We start from the raw sequence: 18136 nt of genomic DNA on the forward strand, positions 1-18136 counted from the left end.
GACCAATCAGGAGCCTGAAACATGGGTTTCTTCACGGAAATGTTCGCCCGGCCGCGCCCGCAGGAACATCAGAGATATCGCGCGGCGCTCGCGTTGCTTCATTCGATGAGCAATGCCGAGCGTGCCGACATCGGCGTCAAGCCCGCCGATTTCCCGCGCATCGCACGCGAAATGTCGATCCGCTAAGCAGGTTCCGAGATGTCCCGGATCGATCCAGGACATCTCAATTCCTCAACGCGATCCCAGGAACGTCGCCTTGCCAAGCGGCACGCCATTGTGGCGAAGGATGTCGTAGGCGGTGGTGAGGTGGAAATAGAAGTTGGGCATGGCCACATGCAGCAGGTACTGCATGCCGCGCAATGTCGTTTCCCGGCCCGCCAGCTTCAACTCGATCATCCTGTCATCCGACCCGTCGATATCGGCTGCCGAAAAAGTCGCCAAATAGGCGACCGTCTTGGCGATCCTCGCTTCGAGTTCGGCAAAGCTTGCTTCATTGTCCTCGTATTTCGGCACTTCGCGACCGGCCAGCCGTGACGGCGCGCCCTTGGCATGGTCGGTTGCGATCTGCACCTGCCGGGTCAGCGCGAACATGTCGGGCGCAAGCCGCGCCGTCAAAAACACCTGCGGGTCGATCTTGCGGTCAAGCGCATTCTGTTCGGCTGCCGCCAGCACACTGGAAAGTGCCTTCAGCCTGGCTGAAAACACAGGCACGGATGCCTCATACATCGATATCGTCACGTCAGATCTCCTGTCCGGCAGGAACGCCGGCGGGAGGACCTAGCGCCCTCAAGCCCGATTCTTCAAGCTGAAGCCGCACAGCGTCACCACGTCGCCGCAATCGCCATGGTAGAATCTTCGTTATCGAGCGGAGATTCCCGATGAGACGCGCCCTTCTCGCAGCGACTGCCCTTCTCTCCCTTGCCACGACAGGTCAGACGACATTGGCCGCCAGCGATACACCCGAAGCGCCTTACGTCGATGATCGGTCGAGCGCGGATGCGGTCGTCCGCTCTCTCTACAGCGCCATCAACCGGCATGAATTCGCGCGCGCCTGGGGCTACTACGGCGATACAAAGCCGGCAAAGGATTTCGATACATTCGTCAAGGGCTATGACGGCACCGACAGGGTGGAGGTCAGGACCGGTCCGATTTCGGACGAGGGCGCGGCGGGCAGCATCTATTACAATGTCCCGGTCGCCATCCAGGCAACCGACAAGAAGGGCGAAGCGAAGGTTTTCGCCGGCTGCTACACGCTGCGCCAGGTCAATGCCCAGATCCAGGCGCCACCCTTCCAGCCGATCTTTATCGACAAGGGCGCGCTGAAGCCCTCCACCGCCGATCTCGACGAGGCGTTGCCGCCAAGCTGCGGCGACGGTCCGCCGCCGCCGAAGAAGGATACCGCGCTGGAACAGGCCAAGAAGGCCTTCCTCGCGACCTATGGCGACCAGTGCGACAAGAATCTTTTGGCCAATGAGCCGGAGGTCTTTTCGATCAAATACAAGGACAAGAATGCTCAGCCGGGCGACCCGGACAAGGAAACCCGCCTGTTCCACTTCTCCTGCTCGGCCGCCGCCTACAATGAAAGCTCGGTCTATTACATGACCGACGAGGTGGACGGTGTCAGGCAATTGCAGTTCGCCGAACCTCAGACCGATATACGCTACGAGAATAATGACAGCGAAGGCAAGCTGTTGAGTGTAACGGTAATCGGCTTCCAGACCACAGGATGGGCGGTCAATTCCGACTATGACCAGGACGCCCACACGATCACCACGTTCAACAAATGGCGCGGCGTCGGCGATGCTTCGGATGCCGGGACGTATCTGTTCCGCAACGGCGATTTTTCGCTGGTTCAATATGACGTCGACGCATCCTATGACGGCGAGGAGAATCCGCAGACCATTGTCGACTACAACACCGCGCCTTAGAGCGGTCGACGCATCGGCCTTTACGGCGCCCTCGACAGCATCCAGTTGAGCGTGCCGCGCCAGTCGACCATGCGGATCGGCGTGCCGTGGGTACCGGTTTCGAAGCGGACGAAGCGGGTCGGATAAGTTTTTGATTTCGCAAGGATGGAGCGGAAGAACGCTTCCTGGCTGGCCACGGGAAAGACCACGTCATGGCTGCCCTGGCCGAAGAACACCGGCACGCGACGCTTGAAGGCGGGACTTGCGAGAAAGCCCTCGTCCCACAGCGATCCGAGCAGCAGCAGTCCATTCACGCGGCCGCCAGTATCCTTGCGTGCGGCAAGCTTCCAGCACAGCGCTCCACCCATCGAGCCGCAGGCGACGAAGATTTTCGCGCCCGGGGACTGTTCGGCATAGTGATCGATCAGGGCCGCGACCTGTGCTGCGCCCTTGTCGCCGAAATCAGGAAAATCCGGAGAGATGTAGAGCCCGCCATTGCCGGCCATCAGGTTCTTGAGGCGGTTGAAATTGCCGCCGAAGGTGAAGTCGTCGACGCCTTGCTTACGGCTGCCGCCCTGCCCGTGCAGATAGAGCACGATGACGGCGGCCCCTTGCGTCTTGCCGACGGCGACATGCCTGACATCGCCGGCGTCCGTTTTCAGCAGCAGATCCTGCTGTACCTTGCGCACGCCGGTGTCGGTGTACTGGGCATGCACGCGCTTTTCCGGCACTTCGTCGCGCTGGTTGATGTCGCGCATCTCACGGTAGTCGAGGACCGTGTAGGCGCCGTTGCTGTCGGATGACAGCGTCGCCGGATAGGCGAAGACATCGTCCTTGAACGGTTTTAGCGTGAGAGTATCAGCGTGAGCAGCGATCGGAAATATGATTGCAGCCAGAAAGGCCAGGAAAGCGCGAGATAAGCGGCGGCGAAGCAAGATGGGGAATGCCATACAGAAAGGCATGCGGAATACAGGCCGGGTTTGTCAATCCTGCAGCACGCCGCCTGCGCTTTCCAGCGCCTCTCGGGTGTCGACGTCGACGGATGCGCCCTCGCCGATCTCGACATCGATGACATCGAGCCCCTCGGCCTCGACCAGATGGCGTGCGCCGGTGTCGCCTTCGAGATGGGCGAGGGCCGCGAACAGCGAACGCGGCAGGAGCACCGGATTGCCGCGTTTGCCTTCATGCGAGGCGCGGACCACTGAGTTGCCGCCGGCCCGGCGGAAGGCATCGATCAGCCTGTCAAGGTCGTCGGATGCGACACCCGGCATGTCTCCCAGAACGATCATCGCACCAGCGATGTCCTCGGGGAGATAGGCAGTACCGGCCTTCAGCGAGGTCGACAGGCCATCGGCAAAATCGGGATTGTCGGCGAAGGTGACGTCGAGGCCCGACAATGCCGCGCGGACCCGCTCGCGCTGATGGCCGGTGACGACAATCGTGCCTGAAGCCTTCGAGGCGAGCGCGCGTTCGGTGGTGCGGCGCACCAGCGGTTGACCGTCGAACAGCGCCATCAGCTTGTTCGGTCCGCCCATGCGGCTCGACCGGCCCGCCGCCAGAAGCACGATCCCGACCTTGAGCCGGTTTTTGGCCGGCAGCGGCTCGCGCGGCTGCGGCCGCGTCGGTATCTCCATCAGCAGGCCGCCGACACCCATGCCGGCGATGTCGCGCGCGGTGACATCGAGGCCTGCAATCAACCGGTCGAGCACCCAGTCGAAGCCGTTTTCCTTGGGGCTGCGGGCGCAGCCAGGCGCGCCGATGACGCGCTTGCCGCCGAGTGTGCCGAGCACCAGCAGATTGCCGGGATCGACAGGCATGCCCGCGCGGATGACGGTACCGCCCGCCCTCTCGATCGCCGCCGGAACGACGTCGGCGAAATCGCTCATGGCTGAAGCCCCGAAGATCACTACCATGTCGTTGTCGCGCGCAAGCGCGATGGCGGCCTCGGCGACAGGGCCGATCTCATGCGGCGTCCGGCGCTCCGCCGTCAACCTGCCGCCCGAGCGCGCCAGCCGGGCTTCGGTGACGCGCAACGTCTTGTCGAGCACAGTTGGTTTGGTGCCTGGCAGCACCGTCTGAATGACACCGACACGCACCGGCTGATAGGCGTTGACGGCAAAAATTTCGACGCCGGCGCAGATTTTCACCACGGCGTCGACCAACGCGGAAGAGACCGCGAAGGGAATGATCTTCACCGTCGCGACCATCTGGCCCTTTTCGACCGGCGCGTGCCGGGCCAGCGTGGCGATGGTGATGGCCGGATCGACGGCATTGATGGCGTCGATGACAGCGGCGTTGACCGTGAAGATACCAGCCGCCTTGGCGTGGAGATTGACCCGACCGGTGGCGGCGGGCTTCGCCTCGATGCCGCCAAAGGTCATGCTCTGCGCAATTCTTTGAGCCGCGGCGTCCTCGCCGAGATCGTCAGGAGCCAGCACGGCCGCGACAACCTGCAGGATACCCGCCCCTTTGAGTATGGAGACATCTTCGGCGCTCAGCCTGTGCGCCTTGCGAAACCGTTTTTCGCCGGCGGTGGTGGCATGCGCCAGCACCGCCCCCTCGGCGGCCTCGATCGGTATCGGACCAAATTTCACGCCGCCGCGCCCTTCACATCGAGACCGCGCGAGCGGAAGGCAAGGATGGTCTGCGCGAGAATGGCGACGGCAATCTCGGCGGGGGTTGCCGCCCCGATATCCAGCCCGATCGGCGCGTGGATACGCGCGATCTGGTCGGCACTCGCGCCCAACGCCAGCAGGCGCTCGACGCGCTTGGCATGCGTCTTGCGGCTGCCGAGGGCCCCGACATAGAAGCAGTTGGCGTCGAGTGCCGCCTTCAGCGCGAAATCATCGATCTTCGGGTCATGGGTGACAGCGGCGAGCGCGGTGTAACTGTCGAGCGGCTGGCGCTCCAGCACATCCTGCGGCCAGTCGGCATGCAAGGCGACGTCGGGAAACCGGTCCGATGTGGCGAAGGCGGTGCGCGGATCGATGATCTCCAGGGGATAGCCAGCGATCCGGGCCATCGGCGCGAGCGCCTGGCTGATATGGACGGCGCCGATCACCACCATGCGCGGCTGCGGCAGATGCGCATTGAGAAAAAATGTCCGACCTTCCGCCTCGACGGAGCCGGAATTGCCGGATCGAAACGCCTTGGCGATCGCCGCTCCGAGATCGCCAGCGACCTGATCGCCCTCCCGCACGATACGATCGCGACCATCACCGAGATCGGTGACGAGGATCGCCGCGCGGCGGGCGCGTCGTTCGGCATTGAGCGTCTTCAGCGCGTAGGGATCCATCCGAGGTCAGCCCAATCGCTCAACATAAACCTTGATACGGCCGCCACAGGACAGGCCCACCTGCCACGCCGTCTCATCGGCGACACCGAACTCCAGCATCTTGGCTTTGCCGGAGCCGATGACGTCGACCGCCTCGGTCACGACGGCGCCCTCGACGCACCCACCCGAAACGGACCCATGGAAATTGCCACCGGCATCGATGACAAGGTGGCTGCCGACCGGGCGTGGCGCCGAACCCCAGGTCTCGACCACGGTCGCGATTGCCACATCCTTGCCGTCCTTCATCCAGGTTTCCGCGATGATCAGCGGGTCGCGGGCCTCATCGAGATAAATGCTGTCGCTCATCGTTGCTTCTCTCAGGGTCTGTTTTTCCAGGGAACCAGGAAACATATGGCTATGCGGCGTGCCTCGCGCCAGCACCCATCCACCGCCGCGGATCGACCGAAAGCGCCGATTTCTTGTCGAGCGAGGCGCAGAGATCGGCGAGCGCTTCGAGATTGTGCACCGAGCGGAATTCGTCGACATGCGGCAGCATCGCCTTGACGCCTCGGGCGCGCGCCTGAAAACCATCGAAGCGCAACAACGGATTCAGCCATATCAGCCGCCGGCAGGATTTGTGCAGCCGCTCCATCTCTTCCGACAAGCCCATGACGTCGTCGCGCTCCAGCCCGTCGGTGATCAAAAGCACCACCGCGCCCTGTCCCAGCACGCGCCGCGACCATACAAGGTTGAACTCGGCCAGCGTATCGCCGATGCGCGTGCCGCCCGACCAGTCCTTGACCGCCGCCGAGCAATCGGCAAGGGCGGCATCGGGATCGCGGTGGCGCATCTGCCGAGTCAAATTGGTCAGCCGCGTGCCAAAGACGAAAGTGTGCACGCGCCGGCGCTTTTCCGTCAGCGCATGCAGGAAATGCAGGAAGATGCGCGTGTACTGGCTCATCGACCCGGAAATATCGGCCAGTACCACCAGCGGCGGGTGGGTTTCGCGGACCGAGCGGAATTTCGGCAGGATCAATTCACCGCCGGTGCGCGCCGCCGAGCGCATCATGGCGCGTGGATCGATGCGGCGGCCGTGCGCATCGGCCTTGAAGCGCCTGGTCCGCACCATGTCGAAAGGCAATCGCAGCTCGGCGATAGCCTTCCTGGCGTCCGCCATCTCGGCGGCATTCATCTGCGCGAAATCCTTGCCCCGCAACACCTCGTTGCCGGAAAAGGTGAAGCGGGCGTCGACTTCGATCTCAGGGACTTCCTGTGGTGGTTGCTTTTTCTGGTGGCCCTCGAACATCGCCTGGCTGACGCGGTTTTCGGCCGCGCGCGGCTTCTGCTTCTGCCTGACGTCAGGCGCCACCGGCGAAAACATCGCCAGCAGCTTCTCGATCAGTTCGCGCGATTTCCAGAACAGCCTGAAGGCTTCGTCGAAGGTGGCATGATCCTCATGGCGCGAGACCAGCACGGCGTGCAGCGTCCAGTAAAAATCATCGCGCGAGCCGATGCCGGCGACGAGCACCGCCTCGATCGCGTCCTTGACCGAGGCCGGCCCGACCCGCATGCCGGCCTTGCGCAAGGTGCGGGCGAAATAGACGATATTGTCGGCGATCCGCCCGTCTTCGGTCGCCTCTCTGGGGTCGGGACGCGAAGCCTTCATTCCCCTACTCCGCCGCCGCGAGCTCGGCCTTGACCTCGTCGAGGATGCGCCGGCCCTCACCCGCACCGATGCGGGCAATGTCGTCCTGGTATTTCAGCAGCACGCCGATCGTGTCGGACACGGTCTCCGGATCGAGCGCCACCTTGTCGAGTTCGGTCAGTGCACCGGCCCAGTCTATGGTTTCGGCGACGCCAGGTACCTTGAACAGCTCGAGCTGGCGCAGCTTCTGGATGAAGGAGACCACTTCGGCCGAAAGCCGCTGGTTGGCCCGAGGCACCTTGCGGCGCACGATCTCCAGCTCGCGTTCCGCATTGGGATAGTCGACCCAGTGATAGAGGCAGCGCCGCTTCAGAGCGTCGTGGATCTCGCGCGTGCGATTGGTGGTGATGATGACGATCGGCGGCTCTTCCGCTTTGATCGTGCCCAGCTCAGGCACCGTCACCTGGAAGTCGGAGAGGATCTCGAGCAGGAAGGCCTCGAACGCTTCGTCGGCGCGGTCGAGCTCGTCGATCAGGAAGACCGGGGCGGCGCCCGTCTTGCCGGTCAGCGCATCGAGCACCGGCCGGCGGATCAGGTATTTTTCCGAGAAGACGTTGCGCTCCATGGCGGAGCGCTCGACCTTGCCGGCAGCCTCCTCCATGCGGATCTCGATCATCTGCGCGGCGTAGTTCCACTCATAGACGGCCGAGGAGACATCGAGCCCCTCATAGCACTGCAGGCGGATCAGCCGGCGACCAAGCGCCTCGGCCAACACCTTGGCGATCTCGGTCTTGCCGACGCCGGCCTCCCCCTCGAGGAAAAGCGGCCGTTTCATGCGCAGCGACAGGAAAAGTACCGTTGCCAGCGACCGGTCCGCGACATAGTCCGCGCCGGTCAGGAGATCGAGCGTCTCATCGATCGTCCGCGGCACGGGGCGCGGTTTCAAGTCGCTCATTCTTTCGCCGTGGGTGCGACCGCCCCACTTTCCAGGACGTGGTAGCCGCGCGCGTGGTAGATCAGCGGCCGCAAATTATCGCCCATGCGAAGGCCTGTCACCTTGCCAAAAAGCACACGATGTGTGGCCAGGTCCTTGGTGTCGATCAACTCGCAATCGAAAACGGCGAGCGCGCCCTTCAGCGTCGGCGCGCCGGTGGAAATCACGTCCCACTCGCCAAGCGCGAAACGCTCTTCGACCGGCAACCCAGTCATACCGGAGAATCCAATCGACAGCGGCTCCTGGTGCGAAGCCAGCGTGTTCAAGGCAAACCTGCCGTTCTTCACGAACGGCTCGTTTTTGGGGTTTTCACGGTTGAGGCAGACCAGGATGGTCGGCGGCGTGTCCGACACGGAACAAGCCGCGATCACCGTCGCGCCACGCTTGCCGGCGGGTCCGTCGGTGGTCACCACATGAACGTGACCGGCAAAATGGCTCATCGCGTCGCGATAGGCCTGCGGTCCAATATCGTTTATCTTCAGCACTGGAGATTTCCACAGCCAAAACCTGAACTGTTATATATGGCCAGACATCACATGCCACAAGCGAAGTGCTTGGCCCATATCCGGAATTCGCGTGTTGCACCAAGGCCGGACAGCCTTTAGGTCTTGGCGGGAATTGGCGCCCGCGCGCGCGGGCTTGGAGGGACGGTTCGGCAGGATGCGATCCGGGGGAACGATATCCATCGCACTGGCCTGGCTGTTGCTGACCGGTGCCGCCGGCGCCCAGACGCTCACGATCGGCGTCGCCGCGCCCTTGTCGGGACCATCGGCCATCCTCGGCAAGCAGATCGAGGCCGGCGCCCGGCTGGCGGCAGAGGCGAACGGCATCCAGTTCAAGACCGTGGATGACGCCTGCACCGGCAACGGCGGCGCCGCGGCGGCCAGCGAGTTCGTGGCAGCCAAGGTCAATGTCGTGATCGGCTTCCTCTGCACGGAGGCTATCGAAGCGGCGATGCCTGTCCTGAAGGACGCCAACATCCCGGTCATCACCATCGGCGTGCGAACCGAAAGCCTGACCGACCGCCGCGCCAAGACCGGCTGGCCGGTATATCGCTTGGGACCACGCGGCGACGATGAGCGCAACGCTGTCGCCTCTAACCTCACCCGGCTGTGGCGTGACGAACTGTTCGCCATCATCGATGACGGCACCATCTATGGCCGCGAGATCGCCGAGACGTTTCGCGCGGCGGCCGAGCAGGCAGCGCTGAAACCGGTCTTCGTCGACACGTTCCGGCCGCAGCTCGACAACCAGATCGGCCTGGTGGGGCGGCTGAAAAAGGCCGGCGCCACGCATGTTTTTGCCGGCGGCGACGGCGACGACATCGCCATCATGGGGCGCGATGCCGCCCAGCTCCAGACGGGCATCGTCCTCGCCGGCGGCGAAAACCTGCGCACGCCGCCCGGCGACGTGCCTTATGCAACGGGCACGCTGATGATCGCGCCGCCGGAATGGGCCGATGTCGCGGACCCTAAAGTGCTGGAGAGCTTCTCCGCGCAAGAGATCGTGCCGGATGGCTACACCTTGCCGGCCTATGCGGCGGTCGAGATCGCCAAGGCGGCGACGGCGGACGCTGCTGGCTCCGGCAAACCACTGACCGATGCGCTCACCGGGCATGATTTCACCACGGCGATCGGGCCAGTCCGCTTCGACGCCAAGGGCGACCTCAACCAGAGCCCCTACCGTGTCTTCCGCTTCGACGGCACCCGCTTCGTGCCCTTGGAAAACAACTGATGTTCCGCACCGGTCCGCGCAATCTCATATCAGACGTTGCCGGCCTGCGCGTCGGCAATGTTTCCGATGCCAGGCTTAAGTCCGGCGTGACGACCGTCCTTTGCGACGAGCCGGCGGTGGCGGGTGTGCAAATCCTTGGCGGCGCGCCTGGGACCCGCGAGACGGATCTGCTGGAACCGCACAATTCCGTGGAGACAATCCATGCCGTTGTGCTGTCGGGCGGTTCGGCTTTCGGCCTCGATGCTGCATCGGGCGTGCAGGCCGCGCTACGCGAACGCGGCATCGGCTTCGAGGTGGGCGGCTTCCGGGTGCCGATCGTGCCGGCGGCGATCCTGTTCGACCTGCGCAATGGCGGCGACAAGGACTGGGGCCGCTATCCGCCCTATCGCGACCTCGGCTACGAGTCGGTACAGGCAGCCGCCGTCGATTTCCAACTTGGCACGGCCGGGGCCGGTACCGGGGCACTGACGTGGGGGCTGAAGGGTGGCCTGGGTTCCGCCTCGACGTTGCTGGACAGTGGCATCACCATCGGCGCGCTGGCCGCCGTCAACCCGACCGGGTCGGTCACCGTTGGCCGCACCCGCCATTTCTGGGCGGCGCCCTTCGAAATCGGCGATGAATTCGGCGGGCTCGGTTATCCCTCGCCCATGCCCGACGACGCAAAGCGGATTTTGCTGAAATACCGCGACAAGGATCACGGGCGGCAGATGAAAGCCGGCGGCAATACGACCATCGCGGTCATTGCTACGGACGCGGTCCTCACCAAGGCCGCCGCGAAACGGCTGGCGATTTCGGCGCATGACGGCTTCGTGCGCGCCATCTGGCCGACGCATACGCCGGCCGACGGCGACCTGGTATTCGCGCTGGCCACCGGCAGGAGCGGGGTCGAACTGACCGCCGACGCCGCGGTCGACCTCTATGCCGCGGCCGGCGCCACCATGGCGCGCGCCATCAGCCGTGGTGTGTTTGCCGCGACGCCAGCGGGCAACGATCTGTTTCCCGTCTGGTCGTCACGCCTGGGCTAAAGCCTTCGATCAAACCGGATCGGATTTTTCTTCCTCGAACGTCACCGCGACATCCGAATTCGCGGACAACCACACCTTCTTGCCATCGACCTCGGCAACCAAGGCCAGGGAAATATAATGGTGATGGCCCTTGTGAGCGCCTTCGCCGCTGTCGGCCCTGGTCAGCTTGATGCGCTGGCCATCGACCTTGTCGACGGTGCCGATATGCACGCCATCGGCGCCGACGACTTCCATGTGCTCACGAATTTTGCTGGTGTCGGTCATGTCAGGTTCTCCATTGGGGTGGTTGCCATTGGGATTGCCGACAATAACCAATGACGAGCGGATTGGATGCATCGGCTTTGGCCCGCACGACGTTTTGATTGGGCAATCAACCGCGTCCAATCTCCTCTCAGGTCCATGCGCCCGCCTTCACTCGCCTGTGGAATCCGGCTCTATTTCCGCTTGACCGGCCTTTGGTTTGCGCGGCAGCAACGTTGAGCATTTTGCCCGCCTCTGTTAGGACGCGACCAACGCAACGCGAAGCTGGAAATCGATCCATATGATCCCTCGCTACTCCCGGCCGGAAATGGTCGCCATCTGGTCGCCCGAAACCCGGTTTCGCATCTGGTTCGAAATCGAGGCCCATGCCTGCGAGGCGCTGGCCGAACTGGGCGTCATCCCCAAGGAAGCGGCCAAAACCATCTGGGAAAAGGGAAGCGCGGCGGAATTCGACGTCGAGAAGATCGACGCCATCGAGCGCATCACCAAGCATGATGTCATCGCCTTCCTCACCCATCTTGCCGAATTCGTCGGGCCAGACGCGCGCTTCATCCATCAGGGCATGACGTCCTCGGACGTGCTCGACACCTGCTTTGCGGTGCAACTCACCCGTGCCAGCGACATCCTGCTGGCCGACATCGATACGTTGCTTGCCGCGCTCAAGCGTCGCGCCTTCGAGCACAAGGACACCGTCACCATCGGCCGCAGCCACGGCATCCATGCCGAGCCGACCACCTTCGGCATCAAGCTGGCGCAGGCCTACGCCGAATTCTCGCGCTGCCGCGAGCGGCTGGTGCACGCGCGCGGAGACATTGCCACCTGTGCGATTTCAGGGGCGGTCGGCACCTTCGCCAACATCGAGCCCTATGTCGAGGAACATGTGGCCCAAAAGCTCGGGCTGAAGCCGGAGCCGGTGTCGACGCAAGTGATCCCGCGCGACCGCCACGCCATGTTCTTCGCCACGCTCGGCGTCATCGCCTCCTCGATCGAGCGGCTGGCGATCGAGGTGCGGCATCTGCAACGCACCGAAGTGCTGGAAGCGGAAGAGTATTTTTCGCCGGGCCAGAAAGGCTCGTCGGCGATGCCGCACAAGCGCAATCCGGTGCTGACCGAAAACCTGACCGGCCTTGCCCGCATGGTGCGCTCCATGGCGTTGCCGGCGATGGAGAACGTGGCGCTCTGGCACGAACGCGACATCTCGCACTCCTCGGTCGAGCGCATGATCGGCCCGGACGCCACGGTGACGCTCGATTTCGCGCTGTCACGCCTGACCAGCGTCGTCGACAAGCTTGTCGTCTATCCCGAGAACATGCTGAACAACATGAACAAGTTCCGCGGCCTGGTGCATTCCCAGCGCGTGATGCTGGCGCTGACGCAGGCTGGCCTCTCGCGCGAGGACTCCTACCGGCTGGTGCAGCGCAACGCCATGAAAGTATGGGAACAAGGCGCCGATTTCCTTGAGGAACTTCTGGCCGACAAGGAAGTGACCGCAGCGCTGCCGGAGGCGCAAATCCGCGAGAAATTCGACCTGGGCTACCACACCAAGCACGTCGACACGATTTTCAAGCGGGTGTTCGGAGAGGCGTGAGTACAGCTTCTTTCTCCCCATACCGGGAGAAGGTGCCGGCAGGCGGGGCGGCACCGACTTCGGCGATGAACCCTCGTCGGCTTCGACATTCTCAACACTCTGGCGCTGCCCCTCATTGCCCTGGCGGGCATTTCTCCCCGTATAGAAGGGAGAAAGACGCTCGCGCCGACGCTTTCGCCAATCAAGCCTTGCCGGGAACAGTCCTGATCACCGTGCCCCAGGGGTCCTCACGGGTCGTTTCGCTGCTCACATTATCCGAACGCATCTCGACCCAGGCGAGGCCCGAACGGGCCGGGTCGCGGCGGCCGGCGCCGGCGCTCTGCCAGGCATTGGCGCCGATGTGGTGGTGGTAGTGGCCTGAAGACAGGAACACCGCCTGGCCACCATATTTGGCCACCGTGTCGAACCCGAATTCCCGGTTCCACCAGGCTTCCGCCTCTTCCGGCCTGCCGACGCGCAGGTGGACATGGCCGACAATGCTGTTTTCCGGCGCGCCCTGCCAGCCCGCATCGCCGGCCGGCACTTCGGCAACAACAGAAGGAATGTTCATCCGCTCGGTCGCCATGGCGATCCTGTCGCCGTTCCATTTCCAGTCCTGCGGTCGGCGGTCGGCATAGATCTCGATGCCGTTGCCCTCGGGATCGGTCAGGTACAGCGCTTCGCTGACCAGATGGTCCGAAGCGCCCTCGATGGCGATCTTGTCTGCGATGGCGTGGTTGATCCAGCGACCGAGATCGGCGCGGCTGGGCAAGAGGAATGCCGTATGGAAGAGGCCGGCGCTGCGCGGATCGTCCGGCTTGGCGGCCGCGTCCGGCTCAAGGACCAGCAGCGGACGGTCGGCTGCGCCCAGGGTGATCGCGCCATCGGCACGGCTCAGTTCCTGCAGGCCCACAACCCGGCGATAATAGGCCGCGAGGCTTTCGGCATCACGCGCCTTCAGCCCGACCCGGGCGACGCTCACCGGCGTGGTGGCGGCAAATGGCAGTTCGCTCATCATTGTCTCCGTTGCGGCAACGCTTCGCGAAGTTCCCAAAGCCAAGAGCCCAGCGCCGCCGATCATTGTACGTCGTGTCAGCGCCAAATCCCGGTCCCTCCACGGCTGTTTCGTTCCCGACAGAGATCGTCGATCGCCATCGTTCACACAAGACCGCGAAAAGCGAACATGGTGTTCACCATTGCGAGCGTGAGCGCATCCATCAACGGTTGCATCGGACAATCGCGCTCGCTATCTCAGCGCCATGAAGGTCAAGGACGCAGATATTCTGATCATTCCCGGATACACCAATTCCGGCCCCGAGCATTGGCAGACCCGCTGGCAATCGAAGCTGTCGACGGCGCGGCGCGTGGAACAGGCGGAGTGGTCGAAGCCGGTGCGCGAGGACTGGACGGCGAGCGTGGCCAAAGCGGTCAACGAAGCGCAGAGACCTGTCGTTCTCGTCGCTCACTCACTGGGAGTGGCCGCGGCCGTACAGGCCATTCCGCAATTCCGGAAGCCGGTCGCCGGCGCCTTCTTCGTGGCACCGCCCGACGTCGCCAATCCCAAGATCAAACCAAGGCATCTGATGACCTTCGGCCCCTATCCGCGCGAGCCGCTGCCGTTTCCATCCATCTTGATCGCCAGCCGGAACGATCCCTTTTGTCCCTTCGATGTCGCCGAGGACATCGCCGGCGCCTGGGGCTCGCTGTTCATCGACGCCGGCGAGACCGGTCATCTCAGCGAGGATTCAGGCTTCGGCCCATGGCCAGAAGGCTCGATGACTTTTGCCAAATTTCTGACGGATCTCTAGTCGCTCGGCCGTCCATGCCCCGCTTTTGGAGCTTATATGCCTGGCAAGACGATGGCCGCCGGGCAGCTTTACGGCAAACGGCCGGTCGGATAAGCCAAGGCGGCTGCGAAGTAAGAGGCTGGGATTTGCGTAAGGACGATTCGCTGGAATTCTTGCGGGGCATTGCGTCAATCGTCGTGATGTTCTGGCACACACTGCTCGGTTTTGCGCCTTCGGCGAGCGGTATTTTTGCGAATGGCCCAGCCAACTCGCTGCAGACGAGCTTCGTCTTCGTCGCGCTGAATGGCCAGTCCGCCGTGTATCTGTTCTTCGTGCTGTCTTCCTTCGTACTGCTGAAACGTTATTTCGCGAGCCGCAAGATCGGGGATCTCCTGCTGGCCGCGGCCAAGCGTCTGCCGCGGCTTGCGGGGCCCGTGCTTGTCACGGTGCTGCTGTCCTGCCTCATCTTCAGGCAGGAGCTGTATTTCTTCCGGGATACGGGCGTCCAGACGGGATCACCCTGGCTCGCCAATTTCGCCTATGCCGCAAAGCAGCTGACGCCAGAGACCGCGAACTTTTCGGACGCCTTCGCGCAAGGGGCATGGCGGACGTTCATTTTCGGGGACAGCTATTACGACACGAGCCTGTGGACCATGTGGTTCGAGTTCTGGGGCAGCCTGATGGTCTTTGCCCTCGCGCCGGCCATCTTCTTCGTGCACGACCGCATACCTTCGCTTTCCTGGTGCGTGCTTGCCATCGGCGTGTTCTTGGCATGGTCGGTCAATTTCGTTCTGGTCGCCTTCCCCGTCGGACTTTCGCTGCATCTTCTGCTCGCCTCGAAATTTCGTCCGAACGCTTGGACAAGACTGGCTCTCGTAGCTGTGTCACTGGCTTTGCTGGGCTATGCCGGGAATGCGGTCGGCATCTACCGGCCCTTTGCCGTGCTGGAGGGCGGCGGTCTCCCCGAAAACGCCAGGCGGGCCTATACCGCCATATTGGGCAGCGTCATGCTCATCTATGCCGTGGTGGCCTCGCAGAGCCCGCCATCATGGCTGACGGGCAAAGCCGCGCGCTTCTTCGGCGACCTGTCATTCCCGCTTTATCTCGTGCATGTGCCGGTCATCTGCTCGTTGGGGTCCTGGGTTTTTTTGACCAGCGGCTCCGCTGCCTTCGGCGCGGCAGCGGCCATGCTGGGCTCGGTCCTCACGGCATTGCCGCTAATGGCCTTCAACAATTGGTGGATCGCAGCGCTTCGCGTCCTGTTCGACAGATTCAGGCGCATCGACACGGTAGCGGCGGCTGAAACCGCGCATATCTCATCGCAGAGCGCCCCGGCGACAGGCTAGCGAATCTGGAGGAGGCCTGCTCAGGCCCCGATCGAATCCTTGATGCCTTTCAGCAGCGTCCTGGCTCCCAGCGAAATCAGCGCGTGTTCGGATCCGGTGGCGAGCAGGCGGTAGCCCATCGATACGACGCGGCCGGCGATCGCCGGTTCGACGACGTAGATCGCCGCATGCTTGCCGGCTTTGCGGGTGCGCTCGGCAACCGAGGCCACTGTCTCCATCATGCTTTCCAGCGTGGAATTGACGGCGGCGCCGTTGGTCCAGGCGATCGAGAAATCGGATGGTCCGAGGAAAATGCCGTCGATGCCCGGCGTGTCGAGGATGCCGTCGAGCGCATCGAGCGCGGCGCGAGTCTCGACCATCGCAAAAGCCATGGTGCGCTGATTGGTATCGCGCAGCCATTCGGCATAGTCGCCCTTGCCATGGCGGGGGAAGGCATAGGTCGGCCCCCACGAGCGTTCGCCGAGCGGGGGATATTTCATGGCCGCGGCGAACAGCTTTGCATCGGCCACCGAGTTGACCATCGGCGCAATGACCGCGTCGGCGCCGAAATCGAGGGCACGGCTGGCCATGTCGAAACGGCCAACGGGTATGCGCACCAGCGCCGGCTTGCCCAGGGCCAGCACCGGTGCCAGGCCGCGCAGGACGCTGTCCTCGTGATGGCCGCCATGCTGCATGTCGAGTGTGACAGCATCGAAGTCCTGCCTGGCGAGGATCTCCACGGTCAGGGCGTCCGGCACGCCCGACCAGGCGGTGACCAGCGTTTCATCGGCGGCGAGACGGGACTTCAGGGACATCTAATCTCTTTCCTTGTTAGCGTCGGCAGTTTCAGCCGGAAACCGCCGCAAAGGCAAAGAAAAACCGCCCGGATCGGCCGGGCGGTCGATTGGTCCAGTAAGAGGCCGGATCAGGTGTTCCTGATCTGCTCGATCGCCTGCGCCATCAGTTCATCCATGGTACGGCGGATCTGGTGATCGGACTGCTCGACGCCCGCTGCGTCGAAATCCTTGCGGATCTTGCGGAACACGTCATGGTCGCCGGCTTCCTCGATGTCGGAAACAACGACTTCCTTGGCGTAGGCGTCGGCGTCAGCTCCGGATTTTCCGAGCTTTTCGGCGGCCCACAGACCAAGCGCCTTGTTGCGCCGCGCCGAAGCCTTGAACCGAAGCTCCTCGTCGAATGCAAATTTGCGCTCGAAGCCCTCTTCGCGGTCTTTCATGCTGCTCATGGCGTCCCTCCGGGTCAAATCCGATTCGTTGGCAGGTGAATATGTGTGTTGCCGAAGCACAAACCAAAAGGTTGCGGGCCGGTCAATATGCTTCGTCATATGCTGCGCTGCGGCATTTCAGTCCCGAAAGCGGTTGATTGGAAGGATTTGCCGATTGAGCAAACGGTGTGATTGGGATAGACCCGGCATTGAACGTCACCGTCGCCGCATTAATTCAGCGGACGGACAGGAAGTGGTCGCTTACCGCCTGCCCGCAAATCCAGAGAAAAATTCAAATGAAAAATCGCCGCCGCATTTATGAAGGCAAGGCCAAGATCCTCTATGAGGGACCCGAGCCAGGCACGCTGATCCAGTTCTTCAAGGACGACGCAACCGCGTTCAACAAGAAGAAACACGAGGTCATCGACGGCAAGGGCGTGCTCAACAACCGCATTTCCGAATACATATTCAATCATTTGAACCGCATGGGCATTCCGACCCACTTCATCCGCCGGCTCAACATGCGCGAGCAGCTGATCAAGGAAGTCGAGATCATCCCGCTCGAAGTGGTGGTGCGCAATGTCGCCGCCGGTTCGCTGTCCAAACGCCTCGGCATCGAGGAAGGCACCGTTTTGCCGCGCTCGATCATCGAATTCTACTACAAGGCCGACGCGCTCGACGATCCGATGGTTTCGGAAGAGCACATCACGGCGTTCGGCTGGGCAAGCCCACAGGAGATCGACGACGTCATGGCGCTCGCCATCCGCGTCAACGATTTCCTCTCCGGCCTGTTCATGGGCGTCGGCATCCAGCTGGTCGACTTCAAGATCGAGTGCGGCCGCCTGTTCGAGGGCGACATGATGCGCATCGTCGTGGCCGACGAGATTTCGCCGGACTCCTGCCGCCTGTGGGACGTGGCAACGCAGGACAAGCTCGACAAGGACCGTTTCCGCCGCGACATGGGCGGCCTCGTGGAGGCCTATCAGGAAGTCGCCCGCCGCCTCGGCATCATGAACGAGAACGAGCCGCCGCGTCCGACCGGCCCGGTGCTTGTCGCCTCGACCGACGGTCTCAAAGGCAAGCCGCACTGATTGCGGCTTGCGCCCCAACATTCAGAACAGGAGCATGTCCAGCGTGATCAAGGCCCGCATTACCGTCACCCTCAAGAACGGCGTTCTGGACCCGCAAGGCAAGGCAATCGAACACGCACTGTCAGGGCTGGGCTTCGATGGCGTCGGCGCGGTGCGGCAAGGCAAGGTGTTCGACGTCGAACTGGCGGAAAGCGACAAGGCCAAGGCCGAAGCCGATCTCAAGGCCATGTGCGACAAGCTCCTGGCGAATACGGTGATCGAGAATTATAGTGTGACGCTTACCTGAGGTTGTGTCGGAGGC

The 18136-nt window shown here is 63.1% G+C and carries 21 protein-coding genes; 8 read left to right on the plus strand and 13 right to left on the minus strand.

Annotated elements, in window-relative coordinates; all coding sequences use genetic code 11:
- Nucleotides 1–6: 6 nt before the first annotated feature.
- Both O7A60_RS15435 and O7A60_RS15440 read right to left on the minus strand, forming a co-directional pair.
- Complete coding sequence (locus O7A60_RS15435) at nucleotides 7–222, minus strand: hypothetical protein (RefSeq protein ID WP_337107132.1); 216 nt, start codon at nucleotides 220–222, stop codon at nucleotides 7–9.
- A gap of 9 nt (nucleotides 223–231) precedes the next feature.
- Nucleotides 232–738, minus strand: coding sequence for a DUF1993 domain-containing protein (locus O7A60_RS15440; RefSeq protein WP_140506332.1), 507 nt, complete (start codon nucleotides 736–738; stop codon nucleotides 232–234).
- 140 nt (nucleotides 739–878) lie between these two features.
- Here O7A60_RS15440 and O7A60_RS15445 point away from each other — a divergent pair, with 140 nt between their 5' ends.
- Nucleotides 879–1928 (plus strand): DUF1176 domain-containing protein, encoded by a 1050-nt coding sequence (locus O7A60_RS15445; protein WP_337107039.1) that lies wholly within the window; start codon nucleotides 879–881, stop codon nucleotides 1926–1928.
- A 20-nt stretch (nucleotides 1929–1948) separates the two neighbouring features.
- Here O7A60_RS15445 and O7A60_RS15450 read toward each other — a convergent pair whose 3' ends face one another.
- Genes O7A60_RS15450 through O7A60_RS15480 form a run of 7 tightly spaced genes read right to left on the minus strand, consistent with a single transcriptional unit; the run spans nucleotide 1949 to nucleotide 8305 of the window.
- The gene (locus O7A60_RS15450; protein ID WP_337107040.1) at nucleotides 1949–2857 is read right to left on the minus strand and encodes an alpha/beta hydrolase; all 909 of its coding nucleotides are present in this window, start codon (nucleotides 2855–2857) and stop codon (nucleotides 1949–1951) included.
- Between the two features lie 33 nt (nucleotides 2858–2890).
- The gene (locus O7A60_RS15455) at nucleotides 2891–4501 is read right to left on the minus strand and encodes a molybdopterin-binding/glycosyltransferase family 2 protein (RefSeq protein ID WP_337107041.1); all 1611 of its coding nucleotides are present in this window, start codon (nucleotides 4499–4501) and stop codon (nucleotides 2891–2893) included.
- On the minus strand, nucleotides 4498–5202 hold the full coding sequence (locus tag O7A60_RS15460) for an XdhC family protein (RefSeq protein ID WP_337107042.1): 705 nt from the start codon (nucleotides 5200–5202) through the stop codon (nucleotides 4498–4500). Before O7A60_RS15460 ends, O7A60_RS15455 begins: the two co-directional genes overlap by 4 nt.
- A gap of 6 nt (nucleotides 5203–5208) precedes the next feature.
- Nucleotides 5209–5547, minus strand: coding sequence for an XdhC family protein (locus tag O7A60_RS15465; RefSeq protein WP_337107043.1), 339 nt, complete (start codon nucleotides 5545–5547; stop codon nucleotides 5209–5211).
- Between the two features lie 49 nt (nucleotides 5548–5596).
- Nucleotides 5597–6847 (minus strand): vWA domain-containing protein, encoded by a 1251-nt coding sequence (locus tag O7A60_RS15470; RefSeq protein ID WP_337107044.1) that lies wholly within the window; start codon nucleotides 6845–6847, stop codon nucleotides 5597–5599.
- 4 nt (nucleotides 6848–6851) lie between these two features.
- Nucleotides 6852–7781: an AAA family ATPase gene (locus tag O7A60_RS15475; RefSeq protein ID WP_337107045.1), complete on the minus strand. Its 930-nt coding sequence runs from the start codon at nucleotides 7779–7781 to the stop codon at nucleotides 6852–6854.
- The gene (locus tag O7A60_RS15480; protein WP_337107046.1) at nucleotides 7778–8305 is read right to left on the minus strand and encodes a flavin reductase; all 528 of its coding nucleotides are present in this window, start codon (nucleotides 8303–8305) and stop codon (nucleotides 7778–7780) included. Before O7A60_RS15480 ends, O7A60_RS15475 begins: the two co-directional genes overlap by 4 nt.
- A 175-nt stretch (nucleotides 8306–8480) precedes the next feature.
- Here O7A60_RS15480 and O7A60_RS15485 point away from each other — a divergent pair, with 175 nt between their 5' ends.
- Together O7A60_RS15485 and O7A60_RS15490 are read left to right on the plus strand one after the other, a co-directional pair.
- Nucleotides 8481–9554 carry a branched-chain amino acid ABC transporter substrate-binding protein gene (locus tag O7A60_RS15485; protein WP_337107047.1) on the plus strand — a complete coding sequence of 358 codons (1074 nt, stop codon included), beginning with the start codon at nucleotides 8481–8483 and terminating at the stop codon, nucleotides 9552–9554.
- Nucleotides 9554–10579, plus strand: coding sequence for a P1 family peptidase (locus O7A60_RS15490; RefSeq protein ID WP_337107048.1), 1026 nt, complete (start codon nucleotides 9554–9556; stop codon nucleotides 10577–10579). The genes O7A60_RS15485 and O7A60_RS15490 overlap by 1 nt, the downstream gene beginning before the upstream one ends.
- A gap of 9 nt (nucleotides 10580–10588) precedes the next feature.
- Here the strand turns inward: O7A60_RS15490 and O7A60_RS15495 are convergent, their stop codons facing one another.
- Nucleotides 10589–10843, minus strand: coding sequence for a DUF2171 domain-containing protein (locus O7A60_RS15495; RefSeq protein ID WP_337107049.1), 255 nt, complete (start codon nucleotides 10841–10843; stop codon nucleotides 10589–10591).
- 277 nt (nucleotides 10844–11120) lie between these two features.
- Here O7A60_RS15495 and purB point away from each other — a divergent pair, with 277 nt between their 5' ends.
- Complete coding sequence (gene purB / locus O7A60_RS15500; RefSeq protein ID WP_337107050.1) at nucleotides 11121–12428, plus strand: adenylosuccinate lyase; 1308 nt, start codon at nucleotides 11121–11123, stop codon at nucleotides 12426–12428.
- A gap of 181 nt (nucleotides 12429–12609) precedes the next feature.
- Here the strand turns inward: purB and O7A60_RS15505 are convergent, their stop codons facing one another.
- A complete protein-coding gene (locus O7A60_RS15505) occupies nucleotides 12610–13422 on the minus strand; it encodes a VOC family protein (RefSeq protein WP_337107051.1) in 813 nt (270 codons plus the stop codon).
- Nucleotides 13423–13666: 244 nt separating this feature from the next.
- Here O7A60_RS15505 and O7A60_RS15510 point away from each other — a divergent pair, with 244 nt between their 5' ends.
- Nucleotides 13667–14215, plus strand: coding sequence for an RBBP9/YdeN family alpha/beta hydrolase (locus O7A60_RS15510; RefSeq protein ID WP_027143685.1), 549 nt, complete (start codon nucleotides 13667–13669; stop codon nucleotides 14213–14215).
- A 125-nt stretch (nucleotides 14216–14340) separates the two neighbouring features.
- Nucleotides 14341–15540: an acyltransferase family protein gene (locus O7A60_RS15515; RefSeq protein ID WP_337107052.1), complete on the plus strand. Its 1200-nt coding sequence runs from the start codon at nucleotides 14341–14343 to the stop codon at nucleotides 15538–15540.
- A gap of 20 nt (nucleotides 15541–15560) precedes the next feature.
- Here the strand turns inward: O7A60_RS15515 and O7A60_RS15520 are convergent, their stop codons facing one another.
- Together O7A60_RS15520 and O7A60_RS15525 are read right to left on the minus strand one after the other, a co-directional pair.
- Entirely contained in the window at nucleotides 15561–16334 is a 774-nt protein-coding gene (locus O7A60_RS15520; protein ID WP_337107053.1) for an HpcH/HpaI aldolase family protein, read from the minus strand.
- A gap of 110 nt (nucleotides 16335–16444) precedes the next feature.
- The gene (locus O7A60_RS15525; RefSeq protein WP_140506359.1) at nucleotides 16445–16765 is read right to left on the minus strand and encodes a DUF1476 domain-containing protein; all 321 of its coding nucleotides are present in this window, start codon (nucleotides 16763–16765) and stop codon (nucleotides 16445–16447) included.
- Nucleotides 16766–17040: 275 nt separating this feature from the next.
- Between O7A60_RS15525 and purC the strand changes: the two genes are divergently transcribed.
- The gene (purC, locus tag O7A60_RS15530) at nucleotides 17041–17835 is read left to right on the plus strand and encodes a phosphoribosylaminoimidazolesuccinocarboxamide synthase (protein ID WP_013532127.1); all 795 of its coding nucleotides are present in this window, start codon (nucleotides 17041–17043) and stop codon (nucleotides 17833–17835) included.
- Nucleotides 17836–17878: 43 nt separating this feature from the next.
- Nucleotides 17879–18121 (plus strand): phosphoribosylformylglycinamidine synthase subunit PurS, encoded by a 243-nt coding sequence (purS, locus tag O7A60_RS15535; RefSeq protein WP_013895864.1) that lies wholly within the window; start codon nucleotides 17879–17881, stop codon nucleotides 18119–18121.
- Nucleotides 18122–18136 lie beyond the last annotated feature (15 nt).

This window comes from Mesorhizobium salmacidum (SeqCode), from assembly GCF_037179605.1.
GTDB classification, from domain to species: Bacteria; Pseudomonadota; Alphaproteobacteria; order Rhizobiales; family Rhizobiaceae; genus Mesorhizobium; species Mesorhizobium salmacidum.